We start from the raw sequence: 14,433 nt of genomic DNA, 5'->3' as shown, positions 1-14,433 counted from the left end.
CACTAATATAACAAATTGCCGGAAATGATGCGGCGGGAGGAAGACGCCGCATCGCGGGTCAAGGGTGGAGAAAATCGATGCAAGCAACCGACCTGAGGATGCCGTGTCATCGACAGGCGGCAGCATCGGGCCGCGCATCGGCCACCATTGCCACACCGGTCGGTGCCCGCCCTGTCTCTTCGCAAGCCGGGATCTGAACGATGAATGTCATGTCAGCCCAGACGCCGAAGGCCCCTGCTGCGTCGCGCCGCGGCCTGATGATTGCGATCGGTCTCGGTGTCGTGGTCCTTGCCGCGATCGCGCTCGACACAAAGGTCGTCCGGATCGGATCGTCCGCCGACGTCAGCCAGGAGGCGTTTTCGCCCGACCGGTTCGGCGAAAAGGAGTTTCCGCGCATCCAGGCATTCGTTGTCGAGCACGCCGTCGACGCCGCGACCTTCGGACCGGCGGTCATGGCCGACAAGAACGCAGCCGCCAAGCAGTATGGAACTGCCTCATCGACCGGCGCAATGATCTCGATCAGGCTGACGGCGGTGGCAGGCGAAGCGAAATCCGGCGTCTACGACCTCAAGGCCGACGGCGTGCCGGCCGACATCCACGTGCGGGTGCAGACCGGCCCGGCCATCAACGGGACCGACTTGCGCGACGCGCCGGGCGACATCGCCTTCGGCAAGTTCAAGAACCAGATCGAGTACCAGGACGCCGGCTCGGGCATCAACCGCGCCATGAAGAAGACGGTCCTTGATGGGATCGACACCGCGGCCCTCTCCGGCAAGACGCTGGAAGTCTTCGGCGTCTTCCGTCTCATCAACCCGAAGAACTGGCTGATCACGCCGGTGAAGGTCACCGTCAAATGAGCGACGTCGCGACCTCCCGGCCAGCCGGTGAAGTGGTTCTGGCGGCGCGCAACATCGCCAAATCCTACAACGGTGTGAAGGCGCTGAAGGGCGTCAACTTCGACATTCACCGCGGCCAGGTGACGACACTGTTCGGCGAGAACGGAGCCGGCAAGTCGACGCTGATGAAAATCCTCTCCGGTGTGGTGCAGCCGACGTCCGGCGAGGTCATTCTCGACGGCCGGCCCATCGTGTTTTCCTCTTCAACCGACGCGCGAAGCCACGGCATCTCGATCATTCATCAGGAGCTCAGCCTCGCGCCCAATCTGTCGGTCCGCGACAACATCTTCATGGGCCGCGAGATCAATGGTCCGACCGGCGTCGACTACGCCGAGGAGGAACGCCAGGTCCGCGAATTGCTGGCGGAACTCGAAGAGGATATCGATCCGCTCACCCTTGTTGAGGAACTGCGCCTCGGACAGCAGCAGATCGTCGAGATCGCCCGGGCGCTTTCGGTCGACAGCCGGATACTCATCATGGACGAGCCGACATCGGCGCTTTCCGCCACCGAGGTCGAGGTTCTTTTCAAGGTGATCCGCGACCTCACCGCCAGGGGCGTGTCGATCGTCTACATCTCGCACCATCTCGAGGAGGCCCTGCAGATCACCGATCACGCCGTGGTGCTGCGGGACGGCAACATGACCGCCTACGCGCCGCGCGCCGATATCGATCTGGAATGGATCGTGCGCAACATGGTCGGCGAGAACTATGATTTGGGCAATCCACCGACCGGCTACGATTTCGGCCCGGTCATGCTCTCGGTCCGCAACCTTACGGTGCCCGATCCGGCCGGAGGCGGCTACAACGTCGTCGACCGCATGTCGCTCGACGTCAGGGCCGGCGAGATAGTCTGCATCTATGGCCTGATGGGGGCCGGCAGGACGGAATTGCTCGAAGCCGTCGCCGGCAAGCTGAGCGCGACATCCGGCGAGATCGTGCTCGAAGGCAAGGAGATTTCCCACCTCGCCATCGGCGAGCGCATCGCCCGCGGCCTTGCGCTCGTGCCCGAGGACCGCCAGCGCTACGGGCTCGTCCAGACGATGTCGGTCGGGCAGAATCTTTCGCTCGCCTCGATCAAGGAGTTCACGCGCGGGGTCTTCACCTCCCTCAAGCTCGAGCGGGCATTGATCCAGAAATCGATCAGGAACGTGACCGTGAAGACCGACGGACCGGATGTGCCGATCGGGTCGTTGTCGGGCGGCAACCAGCAGAAGGTGGTCATCGGCAAGATGCTCGCCACCGATCCCAAGGTTATCCTGCTGGATGAACCCAGTCGCGGCATCGACATCGGCGCCAAGGCCGAGGTGTTCCGGATCCTGGCGGCCCACGCGGCGGCCGGGCAAGCCGTCGTCTACACGACCTCGGAAGTGAACGAGTGCCTGTCGATCGCCCACCGCATCATCATCATGCGGCGCGGCCGGATCTCTGCCGAGTTCACCTCGGACATCACCAAGGAAAAGATCATGGCCGCCTCGGGCGAGGCCGTGGCGGCCTGAGCGGAGCACGGGAACGAACAATGACGCAAACGAGCGCCAACCGCATCTCTTCCCCGGCCTCAGCCGTCAAGGGAACAACCAGCCTCATCAAGCTTTTGCTGAAGGGCCGCGCTTTCTTCGCGCTGATTGCCATCATCGTCGTCTTTTCGTTCCTCTCGCCGAACTACCTCACCGTCTCCAATCTGCTGATCATGTCCTCGCATGTGGCCATCTACGGCATACTCGCGATCGGCATGCTGGTGGTCATACTCAGCGGCGGCATCGACCTGTCGGTCGGCTCGATCCTGGCGCTGTGCGGCGTCGTCGCGGGCGCGCTGATGCAGGGCATAGAGCTGAAACCGCTTGGCGTCATCCTGTTTGCGCCGGTGTGGGCCGTGGTCGTGCTGACCTGCTCGCTCGGCGCCGTGCTCGGCGCGCTCAACGGCATCCTGATCGCCTGGTTCAGGGTACCCGCTTTCGTCACCACTCTGGGAGTCATGTACATGGCGCGCGGCGTCGCGCTGCTGATGACCAACGGCCTCACTTACAACAACCTCGCCGGCAGGCCGGAGCTCGGCAACACCGGCTTCGACTGGCTTGGCTTCAACCGGCTCTTCGGCGTGCCGATCAGCGTGGTGGTCCTGGCGGTCCTCGCCGTGCTGACCGGGCTGATGCTCAGCCGCTCCTCCTTCGGCCGCTGGCTCTACGCCTCTGGCGGCAACGAGAACGCGGCCGACCTGTCGGGCGTGCCGGTCAAGCGGGTCAAGATCACGGTCTACACGCTCTCCGGCATCCTGTCGGCGATCGCCGGCTTGGTGCTCTCTTCGCAGTTGACTTCGGCCGGACCGACCGCCGGCACCACCTACGAGCTGACCGCGATCGCGGCGGTGGTCATCGGCGGCGCCGCGCTGACCGGCGGCCGCGGCACGGTGCGCGGCACCATGCTCGGCGCGTTCGTCATCGGCTTTCTTTCGGACGGCCTCGTCATCATCGGCGTGTCGTCCTACTGGCAGACCGTCTTCACCGGCGCCGTCATCGTGCTCGCCGTGCTCATGAACACCATCCAGTACGGGGCCCGCGGCGTCCGACAATGATGCCGCGCCTCGCCGCAAGCTTCTCCGGGACGCAAGGAGACCGACCGGAAAGAAGGCCGAGACAAATCGGCAACCGCAATCCGCAACCGCAATCTGTAAAAGGGAGAGAGAGAAATGATCAATAAAACCAGAAGGATGCTCTTGGTCGCTGCCGCGACGCTGCCGTTCATGGCAAGCCATGCCTGGGCGGCGGGCTTGATCAGCATCATCGTGACCGATCCGGCCAATCCGTATTGGCTCACCGAGGGCCAGGTCGCCAAGGCCACAGCCGAGAGTCTCGGCTACACAGCCAATGTCAGCGCCCACAAGGGCGACACCAATACCGAAAGCACGATGATCGACACTGCCATCACCAACAAATCGGTGGCGATCATCCTCGACCCGGCCAATGCCGACGGTTCGGTCGGCGCGATCAAGAAGGCGGTCGCCGCCAACATCCCGGTCTTCCTGGTCAACGCCGAGATCAACCAGGATGGTCTCGCCAAGGCACAGCTCGTCTCCAACAACGCCCAAGGCGCCGCGATCGGCGCGCAGCAATGGGTCGAGGCGATCGGCGACAAGGGCAACTATGTCGAGTTGTTCGGCAACCCGGCCGACAACAATGCGGCGACACGCTCGAACGGCTATGAGACCGTGCTTACCCAGTATCCGGACCTCAAGAAGGCCGGCAAGGAAGTGGCCAACTGGGACCGCACCCAAGGCTACCAGAAAATGCAATCGCTGCTGCAGGCCCACCCCGACGTCGCGGGTGTCATTTCCGGCAACGACGAGATGGCCCTTGGCGCCATTGCGGCGCTGAAGGAAGCGGGCAAGCTCGACCAGGTGAAGGTCGGCGGCTTCGACGGCTCGCCGGACGCGGTCGCCGCCGTCAAGGCGGGCGAAATGCAATACACGGTACTGCAGCCTGTCGCGGTCTTCTCGGCCGAAGCCGTAAAGCAGGCCGACAAGTTCATCAAGACCGGCTCGACAGGCGCGTCCTCCGAGAAGCAGCTCTTCGATTGTGCCCTGATCACCAAGGACAATGTCGACAAATACACAGGGCCGTTTACGCTTTCCCAGTAAACCACGGACTGGGGCGCGCATCATGCGCGCCCCTTTTCCTGCCGCGCAGAATGCATTCGATGCGCAAAACACTGCTCGCCCTTAACGCACCGCTTGCCATCGGCGCCAGATATGCGAATGGCATCGGCAGGAGAGGCTTGGATGAAAGATCGCGAGATTCGGCCCGAGCAGGCGTTGAAGACCCTTGCTGCGGATCAGGTGCCCGCCGACAGCCGCCACGCGCGTCAGCTTGCACGCCGCCGGATGATGGCCGAGGCCGTGCTGGCCGAGGGCACGATGCGCATCGAGGACCTCACCGAACGCTTCGGCATCAGCCTGATGACCGCGCACCGCGACCTGGACGAACTGGTCGAGAAGGGTCTGCTGCGCAAGACGCGCGGCATCGTCTCGGCCGCGCCGACCAGCCTCATCGAATCGAGCGACGTCTACCGCTCGTCGCGCCAGTCTGCCGAGAAGCGCGCGATCGCGCAGGCGGCGTCCGCCTTCCTGGAACCCGGCCAGGCCGTCTTCTTCGACGATTCCACCACCGTCCTGCAGCTCGTGCCGCATCTTGCGGCGCGCGTGCCGCTGACGGCGATCACCAATTCCATCACCCTGATGAACGAGTTGAAGGGCACGCGGGACCTCACGCTGCTCGGGCTTGGCGGCCAGTTCTACAACTGGTGCAATGCCTTCATGGGGCCGGTCACGGTCACGGAGATCCGGCGGCTGAGGGCCGATCGCGTCTTCATGTCGATGTCGGCCATCACCGACGGCATGGTGTTCCACCAGTCGCCGGAAATGGTCGAGACCAAACGCGCCATGTTCGACAGCTCCGCCATGCGCATCCTGCTGGCTGACCACACCAAGTTCGAGCGCCGGGCACTGTATGCCATGTGCGCGCTCAACGAGTTCGACGTCATCGTCGTCGACGATGGGACCCCACCCAGGCAGATCGAGGCGATGAAGGCAGGCGGCATGAACGTCATCGTCGCCCCCGTTCGGCAAGGAGACGCCGCGGCATCCGAATTGTAACACTTATTGATGTTAATTTAACATCATGATATGGGCATTCTCTAGGAGATGCACGCTATGTGCATGGCGAGGAGCGGATGCCCTGTCTGCTGGGAATTGATAGCGGCCTGACCATGACCAAGGCGGTGGTTTTCGACGAGGCCGGCGCCCCGCTGGCCGTGGCCCGCCGCCGGGTGGCGCAGATCATGTCCGAGCCGCGCCACGTCGAGCGCGATATGAACGGCCTTTGGCGGGCTGCCGCCGAAGCGATCGCGCAAGCGCTGTCCGATTGCGGCCGACCGGCCTCCGACATCGCCGCCGTCGCCACCACTGCGCACGGCGACGGGCTCTATATGCTCGATCGTGATCGCCAGCCGCTCGGACACGGCATCCTGTCGCTGGACAGCCGGGCTGGAGACGTTGCGGCCCGATGGAACGCCGATGGGACGGCCAGGAAGGCTCTGTCGCAGACCGGTCAGGCGCCGCATGCCTCGGCGCCGTCTTCGCTGCTGGCCTGGATACGCGATCACGAGCCGGAGCGCTTTGCCCATATCGGCCACGTGCTTGCCTGCAAGGACTGGCTGCGTTTCTGCCTGACGGGAAGCCTCGGCACCGATCTCACCGAAGCGAGCACTTCGTTCACGGCGGTCGATACGCAAGCATACGCGCCGGACATCCTCTCGATCTTCGGTCTCGAAGCGCTCGGCGATGCCCTGCCGCCGATCGCGCGGCCGGACGAGTTGGTCGGCACCATTACGGCGCAAGCGGCCCGGGACACGGGCCTCGTCGCCGGCACGCCGGTTGTGGCCGGCCTGCACGACGTGACCGCCTCGGCGCTTGGCATCGGCGGCTATGGCGAGGGCGTGGTCGCCATCGTTGCCGGCACCTATTCGATCAACGAGACGGTCTCGGCCGCGCCACGCATCGATGCCCGGTGGTTCTGCCGCAACGGATTGAAGCCCGGCGAATGGAACAACATGTCGATCTCGCCGGCGTCGGCGGCGAACTACGACTGGTTCCTCGACACGCTGTGCGGTTCCGAACGGGCGCAGGCGGAAGCTGACGGGCGCTCGATCCACGCCATCGTCGGTCCGGAAATCGAGGCGGCGTTGGCGCGGCCGTCGACACTGCTCTTCCATCCCTATCTGTTCGGCTCGCCGCATGGTCCGGCTGCCAGCGCCGGCTTCCTCGGGCTGCGCGGCTGGCATGACCGCGGCGACATGCTGCGGGCGGTGATCGAAGGCATTGCCTTCAACCATCGCGTTCACGTCGATGCGCTGCGCGAAGGCTTCCCGGCGCGCGAGGCGCGGCTGACCGGCGGCATTTCCCGTAATTCCGCCTTCGCGCAGATCTTCGCCGATGTGCTCGGCATGCCGATCACGGTCACCGAGACGGAGGAGGCCGCCGCGTGGGGCGCGGCGCTGTGCGCCGGAGCCGGCGTCGGCCTGTTCGCTTCCCCACGGCACGATCCGCGCGAGCTCGCCACGCTCGGCCGCGCCTACCGGCCCGACCCCGAGCGCAGCGCTGCCATGGACAAGCGCTACCGGCTGCACTGCGACATCGCCAACCGCCTCGCCGACGCCTGGCCGTCGATCGAAGCGCTCGCGGAAAAGGGGAAGCCATGAACGCGGACAATCGCCGGCAGGACATTGCCGACTATGTCATTCAGCATGGCGAGGCGCGCATCGACGAGCTTGTCGCGGCCTTTGGCGTCTCGCGCATGACGATCCATCGCCACGTCGATGAACTGGCGCGCCAGGGTGTGTTGCGCAAGCTGCATGGAGCGGTCAGCGCGCAGCCGTCCGGCGTCTACGAGAGCCTTTTCCGCTTCCGCCAGACCCATGCGACCGCCGCCAAGCAGGCGCTCGCCCGGGCGGTTCTGGCCGAGATCGAGCCGGGCCAGGTCGTTCTTCTTGACGATTCGACCACCGCCAACGCGGTCGGCCCGTTCCTGCCGCAGATCGCGCCGTTGACCATCGTCACCAACAGCCTGTCTCTGGCGGAACAACTGGTGGACAAGGACGACCTGAAGCTGATCCTGCTAGGCGGCGAATACCACCCGACCTACAACGCCTTCATCGGCCACATCTGCGAGAGCGCTCTGCAGAAGATCAGGGTGAATCTGCTCATCTGCTCGGCCTCGGCGATCGACAAGACCGCGACGCTGATCCAGGATCCGCAGGTGGTGCGCGTAAAGCAGGCCATGGCCGCCGCCGCCTCGCGCACGGTACTGCTCATCGATTCCTCCAAGTTCGGCAAGGTGGCGCTGCATCTGTTTGCAGACCTCACCGACTTCGATCTCGTGCTCAGCGACGACGGCCTTCCCGACGAGATTGCCGGCAGCCTGAAGGCGGCCGGGGTCAATCTCAAGATCGTGCCGGTGCAATGACCGCGACGTCACGGGATGTCGATGTCCTCATCATCGGTGCCGGCATCAACGGCGCCGGCCTGTTTCGCGATCTGTGCGAACAGGGCCTGAAGGTCGCGATCGTCGACAAGGCGGATTTCGGTTCCGGCACCAGCGCCGCACCGTCGCGGCTCATCCATGGCGGTATCAAATATCTCGAGACGGGCGAGTTGAGCCTCGTCGCGCAATCGACGCTGGAGCGCAACCTTCTGTTGCGCAACGCGCCGCATGCCGTGCGGCCGCTGCCGACCGTCATCCCGATCTTTTCCTGGCTGACGGGGATCGGGGCGGCGCTGCGCACCCTTTTCGGCAGCACGACCGCGCCGCGCGGCCGCGGCGCTCTCCTGATCAAGATCGGTCTCGCCATGTACGACTTCTACGGCGCCCGCCACCGCGTCATGCCCAGGCATACGCTGTGGTCGAAAGCGCGGGCGTTGACCGAGATACCGCCGTTGACGCCACGCATCGTGGCGGCCGGTACCTACTATGACGCCACCGTCCGTCATCCCGAACGGCTGGTGCTCGAGCTTCTTCAGGACGGCATCAGGGCCAGCCCTCAATCCGAGGCCTTCAACTACGCGCATCTGCTGGACAGCGACGGCGGCGTCGTGCGCTTCGCCCTGCCGGAGGGCGGCGAGCGCTGCTTCCGACCGCGCATCGTCGTCAACGCGGCGGGGCCATGGATCGATCGTGTCAACGCAGCGCTTGGCGCACCGTCGCGACTGGTCGGTGGCACCAAGGGTTCGCACATACTGCTCGATCATCCCGACTTGCTGCGGGCGTTGAAAGGCCGCATGATCTACTTCGAGGCCAATGACGGCCGCATATGCCTGGTGTTCGACTATCTCGGCCGGGCGCTGGTTGGCTCGACCGATATCCGCGCCGCCGATCCCGAGACGGTGCGCTGCGAGGATGACGAGATCGACTATTTCCTGGCGAGCTTGCGCGCGCTTTTGCCCGGTCTTTCCTTCGGGCGCGAGCAGATCGTCTATGCCTATTCTGGCATCCGCCCGCTGCCGACGTCGGACGGCACTGCGCCGGGCCTGATCAGCCGCGATCACTCGGCGCCCGTCATGGAAACCGAGGGCGGCCGGAGTTGGCCGATCGTCTCGTTGGTCGGCGGCAAGTGGACGACCTTCCGCGGTTTTGCCGAAGAGGTGGCGGACCTGCTGCTGGCGAGGCTTGGCCGCTCCAGGCGCGTGAGCACGCAAAACCTCGCCATCGGCGGCGGCCGCGATTTTCCGGCCGACGCGGCTGCGCGTGTCCGCTGGATCTCCTCCGTCATGGCTGAGACAGGGGCCTCGCCGGCGCGCGCCGAGGCTCTGCTCGACCGTTATGGCACGACGGCACGCGCCATTCTGGCGCACGAAGCCGGGCGGCAGACGGAGCCGCTTGCGGACGCGTTCGACTATACGCTGGCGGAGATCGATTGGCTGGCGCGCAACGAACGTGTCGTCCACCTGGCCGATATCGTCATGCGCCGCACCGCGCTGGCGATCACAGGCCGGCTCAGCCGGCGCGACCTTGAACGGATTGCCGACACCGCAGCCATTGTGCTGGAGTGGAACCCCGGACGGCGCGAGAAGGAGCTGGAAGCGACCTCAAAGGAGCTCACGGAGCGGCATCGCTTTTGCTTTGAGCAGTCGGAGCCCGTTGCCCGGCGAGACCGACGGTCTGGCTGAGTCTAAAGCATGTCTCCCGAAAGTGGGAACCGGTTTCGGGACAAAGACATGCGTAAAATCAATAGTTTAAAGCGCGGGGAGCGAATCTGAAAGATCGCGACGCGCTTTAAAGGACCACGGCCGTGAAGTTCCATGGGGCCGGCTGCAACTACCCAAGTGTTTGACTGGCAAGTGCATAGGTCATCGGCGCACCTGCGCCGCCGACGGCAAAGTCGGCGAGGCGCTTGCCCATCGACATGGTCAGCACCGTGTCGAAGACCGGCATTCCGCTGTGCGACAGAAAGGCGGCGAACTCGCCGCTCTTCATATGAGTGTCCACCCGCAGAAAGTCGCCCGAATGCTCGGCCACATGCGGCCGAACCACTGCGATGAAGAGGACGCCTGCGTGCACAACATCAGCTGGCGGCATATCATTGCAGGCTGCGCCAACCGATTTAAGAGTCATCCGCCCGGCAGTGCCCCTCGCGAAACCGGCGTGAGGATAGCTGCCTCGATGCGAAGTTCGTCGAACCCATCCCACATACGAGCTGACTTCTTCAACGGTATCGGCCCCACGCCGACAGTCGCCGCCCCCTTTCCATCCCGCATCACACGCTTCGTTTCGGCGTCCGCCACTCGCAGATCGATTCGTGACGGCACCGGGAAGTGATCGGCTCTGCCGGGATTCGGCCTCATTTTAAGCAATGCTAATGGAAAGCAAGCCTAGTTGGGGTACACTCGCGGCTGAAGCGCGTCGCGTTCGGACCGCCTGTTGTGAGGCGCTCCCTGTCTTGTTTTTAAGCATGTCGCAAACGCGGGGCATTCTTGGGCGACATGTTCTGGAAACGATTGCGCCAATGCTGCTCGAGCGAGAGAGACCTCTTAAAACCTTGCTGGCAACCGCGGCCAGTGCCGGCGAAGGTCGGGGCGGCATCGTGCTGCTCGAAGGCGAGGCCGGGATAGGCAAGACTTCGCTGCTGCAGGCATTCACCGAGCGCGCGGGAGAAGGCTGCCGGGTGCTGTGGGGCTGGTGCGAGGCACTGTTCACGCCGCGCCCGCTCGGTCCCCTGCAGGACATGGCGCGGGCGCTCGACCCCCAGATCGCAGCGCTGCTCGACCAGGGGGCCGCGCCCGAGCGGCTCTTTCCCGCGCTGCTGAGCGCGCTTCAGCACGCCAGGGGAACGACTGTGCTCGTTTTCGAGGACGTGCATTGGGCGGATAACGCGACGCTCGATCTCATCCGATATCTCGGGCGCCGCATTTCCGTGCTTCGCGCCATGCTGGTGCTGAGTGCACGCAGCGATGAACTGGTCGCCGACCATCCGCTCACGCATATAAGAGGCGACCTGCCGGCGGCATCGCTGACCCGCATCGCGCTGAAGCCGCTTTCGCCCGAGGCGGTCACGACACTGGCCGAACAGTCGGGCCGCGCCGGCGCCGATCTTTACCAGATCACGGGGGGCAACCCCTTCTTCGTCTCCGAGCTTCTTGCGAGCCGCGGGGCGGAACCGGGGCACGTTCCCGATTCCATCCGCGACGCCGTGTGGTCGCGGTTGTCGCGCCTGACGGACGGCGAGCGCAAGGTGCTGGAGATGATGAGCATCGAGCCGGGCAGCGTCGAGCCGTGGCTGATCCGCGCCCTTCTCGGCGCCGAGGTCGACGCTGTCGTGGATCGCTGCGTGGCCCGCGGATTGCTGCGGCGGGACGTTCAAGGCGCCCTGACCTTCCGCCACGAGCTTGCCAGGCAGGCGACGCTCGAGCGGCTGTCGCCCAGCCTTCAGCGGTCGCTTCATGCCAAGGTGGAGGCGGCAATGGCAGGGCTTCCGGCGGCGCAGGCAAGCACCCAGCTTGCACGCCGGGTGCACCACGCCGCCGCCGCAGATAACGGCGCGCGCGTGCTCGAACTCGCGCCCCAGGCCGCGGCGCAGGCTGCGCGGCTGGGCGCGCATCGTGAAGCCGCCGCGCATCTGGCGACGGCGCTCAGATACATCGCGCAGGTGCCGCCGGCCGAGGCCGCCCAGCTTTACGAATCCTGGGCCTACGAGGCCGGACTGGCGCTGCAGGTCTATGACACGATCATCGAAGCGCGGCATCGCGCCATCGCGCTCTGGCGGGAACTCGGCCGCCCGGACAAGGTCAGCCTCAACCTGCGCAGCCTTTCCAGGCTGCATTGGCGCCGTGGCGAGGGCGAGCAGGCGGAGCACTTCGCCCACGAGGCGGTGCGCGAGGTGGAAAACCTGCCGCCCGGGCCGGAACTGGCGATGGCCTACAGCACCTGCTCGCAACTGCATATGCTGCATTACCGCTTCGACGAGGCGATCGAGTGGGGACTGCGCGCGATCACCCTGGCCGACCGGCTGGGCGAGGTCGAAACGCGCGTCCATGCCTTGAACAATGTCGGCACCTCGCTGCTATTCGACGATCGTCCGGGCGGTCGCGAACGGATGGAGGAAAGCCTGGCGCTCGCGCTCGAGCACGGGTTCCATGACCATGCGGCGCGGGCCTACACCAACTATGCCGAATATGCGGTGGTGTCCAAGGATTTCGCGCTCGCCGAACGGCTGCTCTCCGAAGGCATCGTCTTCGCCGCCCGGCACGACCTCGATTCGCCGGCGCAGTATCTGCTCGGCCGGCAGGCGCAGCTTCGCATGGAACAGGGCCGCTTTCGCGACGCCGAGACCATTGCACAGGGCGTCATGAAACTGGAACGCCTGCCGGTGGTCATGCACCTGCCGGCGCTCACCGTGCTTGGCAGGGTGCGCGTGCGGCTGGGCGAACCTGGCGGCGCGTCGCTCCTGCAGCAGGCGCTCGAAGAGGGGCTGCCGACCGGCGAACTGCAGCGCATCGTACCGGTCCGTATGGCGCTGACCGAGGCCGCCTGGCTTTCCGAGGACCGCGCCGCCGGCCACGAGCAACTGACGGCGCTGGTCGCAATGGATCTCGACAATTTCCGTCCTTCTGACCTCGGCGAACTGGCGGTCTGGTGGCGGCGATGCGGGATGGAGGAGCCGATGCCGGCGCCGACGACACGGATTCCATGGCGACGCGCGGTCGAACTTGGCGGTGATCCGTTGGCGGCGGCCAAGGAATGGGAGCGCCTGGGCCTTCCCTACGAGGCGGCGCTCGCGCTGATGCAGGTGCGGGGCGCCGATGCCGCGACGGCACTGGCAAGCGCCGTGACCGGGCTCGAGGCGCTGGAGGCGCGCCCCGCCGCGACGCTGGCGCGAAAGCTGGCGCAGCGCCTGGGCGTCGCCGGCCGACTGCCGAAAATGCGCCGGGGTCCGTACACGGTCGCCCGTCAGCATCCACTTGGGCTTACGCAGCACGAGCAGCAGGTGCTCGCCCTGATCGCGGAGGGCAAGAGCAACAAGGAGGTCGCCCGCACCTTGTCGCGATCACCGCGTACGGTCGAGCACCAGGTTTCGGCCGTGCTCGGCAAATTCAACGCCGCCAACCGGATGGAAGTGCTGCTCAGGCTGCGCGGCGAGCCGTGGCTGCTCTCCACCGCCGCCGCGCCCTGATCCCCAGCGAAATAGGAAGGCGGCAGCCGAAATTTGGGTGATCGTACCGATGTGCGCGAAGGCCGCGGGGGGTAGGCTCAAGTCACCTGAAATCCTCAAGTCACCTGAAGTCCCGGGCAGGCCGCCTGTCCGGGAACTCGCCGAACCGAAGGGAGAGATAGCGATGACCAGACGTCTTAGCGCATTTGCATTTGCGCTGCTCGCTGCCACGGGTGGCGCGGCGGCATCGGAACTGGCGCCGGGCAGCGGCCACAGCATCCAGCTCGGCAACTTCAGCGGCGCCGTCTACTACACGGTCGAGCAGGACGGCTACCGGGTCGTCGCGACCATGGCTTCCGGGGCCGAGCAGCAGCCGGTCCGCGTCGTCTCCACGCTCGCACCGGGCCAGCGCATGATGATCTCCGTGCCGCAGGCCGTCGGCCAACCGTCGATCGATTTCGAAATATTGCGCGACGGCAAGGCACTGCTTGTCAGCGAGCCGAACTTCATTCCGTCCGCCGCCGCGGAGAACGACCTGACGCTGGACAGCGCGGAGCCGGTCAAGACGTCTGCCACCGCGCCCTGAATCGGGCTGGTCGGCACCGGGCGGGGGCGCCCATTCCGTCGACTCGGGCGAAGCAACGCAGCGCGGGCTCCCGCCCGCCGCTGTTGGATGACAGACAGATGGGTAGCTTGCTGCAGACGGTTGTCCTGGCTTCCGCTTTCCTGAGCTTCGCGACCGACGCAGGCACGGCGGGGCAGGATGCCGCCGCTCCCGGAAAGTTCTACAGGGTTGTGGACGGCAAGGCCGATGCGCGGACCTATGACGGTTTCAGGCGTTACCATTCGGGCTGCGACCGCTGCCACGGCCCTGACGGCGTGGGGTCGACCTTCGCGCCGTCCCTGGTCAGCCGACTGCCCGACATCGAAGCCTTCCGGCGCGCCGTGCTCAATGGCCGTGCCGACGGCGGCTCGGTGATGAAAGGGTTCGCCGACGATCCCAACTTCGCACCCTATGTGGACGATATCTATGCCTATCTGCAGGCCCGCGCGGACGGCTCGCTCGGCCGCGGGCGGCCCGGCAGACTGCAGCCGTAGAAAGCCTTGGTGCGCCCGCTTCAAGCCTGATCGATGGCGACGTCTTGTCAGCGGGAAGAACGCTCGCTTGCCGCCGCTGCGTTCTATCGCAACAAGATGCCTCATGAATTCCGACTGCCGCGCCCCCCGACGCGGCAACGCGGACTATGCCGCCAGGGCTCCCGACTTCTTCGCGGTCCAGGTGGCGATATAGTCCATCAGGCCGGGACTGAGGCAGTCATAGGGTTCGAGCCCGATCGACTTGAGC

The 14,433-nt window shown here is 65.6% G+C and carries 11 protein-coding genes and 2 pseudogenes; 11 read left to right on the top strand and 2 right to left on the bottom strand.

Annotation, left to right across the window (positions count from 1 at the left end; all coding sequences use genetic code 11):
* Positions 1–200: 200 nt before the first annotated feature.
* The 8 genes from EOA38_RS11805 to EOA38_RS11770 all read left to right on the top strand — a co-directional run bounded on the left by EOA38_RS11805 (position 201) and on the right by EOA38_RS11770 (position 9,609).
* Positions 201–857, top strand: coding sequence for a DUF2291 domain-containing protein (locus EOA38_RS11805; RefSeq protein WP_126092893.1), 657 nt, complete (start codon positions 201–203; stop codon positions 855–857).
* Positions 854–2,392 (top strand): sugar ABC transporter ATP-binding protein, encoded by a 1,539-nt coding sequence (locus EOA38_RS11800; RefSeq protein WP_126092892.1) that lies wholly within the window; start codon positions 854–856, stop codon positions 2,390–2,392. Before EOA38_RS11805 ends, EOA38_RS11800 begins: the two co-directional genes overlap by 4 nt.
* Positions 2,393–2,412: 20 nt before the next feature.
* Positions 2,413–3,465: an ABC transporter permease gene (locus EOA38_RS11795; protein WP_126092891.1), complete on the top strand. Its 1,053-nt coding sequence runs from the start codon at positions 2,413–2,415 to the stop codon at positions 3,463–3,465.
* A 114-nt stretch (positions 3,466–3,579) separates the two neighbouring features.
* Positions 3,580–4,527: a D-ribose ABC transporter substrate-binding protein gene (locus EOA38_RS11790; protein ID WP_126092890.1), complete on the top strand. Its 948-nt coding sequence runs from the start codon at positions 3,580–3,582 to the stop codon at positions 4,525–4,527.
* Between the two features lie 141 nt (positions 4,528–4,668).
* Complete coding sequence (locus EOA38_RS11785; protein ID WP_126092889.1) at positions 4,669–5,541, top strand: DeoR/GlpR family DNA-binding transcription regulator; 873 nt, start codon at positions 4,669–4,671, stop codon at positions 5,539–5,541.
* A gap of 77 nt (positions 5,542–5,618) precedes the next feature.
* Positions 5,619–7,145: an FGGY-family carbohydrate kinase gene (locus EOA38_RS11780; RefSeq protein WP_126092888.1), complete on the top strand. Its 1,527-nt coding sequence runs from the start codon at positions 5,619–5,621 to the stop codon at positions 7,143–7,145.
* On the top strand, positions 7,142–7,909 hold the full coding sequence (locus EOA38_RS11775; protein ID WP_126092887.1) for a DeoR/GlpR family DNA-binding transcription regulator: 768 nt from the start codon (positions 7,142–7,144) through the stop codon (positions 7,907–7,909). The genes EOA38_RS11780 and EOA38_RS11775 overlap by 4 nt, the downstream gene beginning before the upstream one ends.
* Positions 7,906–9,609 (top strand): glycerol-3-phosphate dehydrogenase/oxidase, encoded by a 1,704-nt coding sequence (locus EOA38_RS11770; protein ID WP_126092886.1) that lies wholly within the window; start codon positions 7,906–7,908, stop codon positions 9,607–9,609. The genes EOA38_RS11775 and EOA38_RS11770 overlap by 4 nt, the downstream gene beginning before the upstream one ends.
* A gap of 148 nt (positions 9,610–9,757) precedes the next feature.
* Here EOA38_RS11770 and EOA38_RS11765 read toward each other — a convergent pair.
* A pseudogene (locus EOA38_RS11765) lies at positions 9,758–9,979 on the bottom strand (GNAT family N-acetyltransferase); the annotation flags it as partial.
* A gap of 412 nt (positions 9,980–10,391) precedes the next feature.
* Here EOA38_RS11765 and EOA38_RS11760 point away from each other — a divergent pair.
* From EOA38_RS11760 to EOA38_RS11750, 3 genes are all read left to right on the top strand, one after another.
* Positions 10,392–13,109 carry an AAA family ATPase gene (locus EOA38_RS11760; protein ID WP_348627519.1) on the top strand — a complete coding sequence of 906 codons (2,718 nt, stop codon included), beginning with the start codon at positions 10,392–10,394 and terminating at the stop codon, positions 13,107–13,109.
* A 163-nt stretch (positions 13,110–13,272) separates the two neighbouring features.
* Positions 13,273–13,674, top strand: coding sequence for a hypothetical protein (locus EOA38_RS11755; RefSeq protein WP_245464631.1), 402 nt, complete (start codon positions 13,273–13,275; stop codon positions 13,672–13,674).
* A gap of 98 nt (positions 13,675–13,772) precedes the next feature.
* Entirely contained in the window at positions 13,773–14,186 is a 414-nt protein-coding gene (locus tag EOA38_RS11750; RefSeq protein WP_127299274.1) for a c-type cytochrome, read from the top strand.
* A 144-nt stretch (positions 14,187–14,330) separates the two neighbouring features.
* On the opposite strand, the pseudogene EOA38_RS11745 reads toward EOA38_RS11750, so the two are convergent.
* Positions 14,331–14,433, bottom strand: a pseudogene (locus EOA38_RS11745) (aldehyde-activating protein); the annotation flags it as partial.

The sequence above is a fragment of the Mesorhizobium sp. M1E.F.Ca.ET.041.01.1.1 genome, assembly GCF_003997355.1.
In the GTDB taxonomy this organism is placed as follows: domain Bacteria; phylum Pseudomonadota; class Alphaproteobacteria; order Rhizobiales; family Rhizobiaceae; genus Mesorhizobium.
Note: the sequence above shows the minus strand (reverse complement) of the source record. Positions and strands in the feature narration are given on the sequence as shown.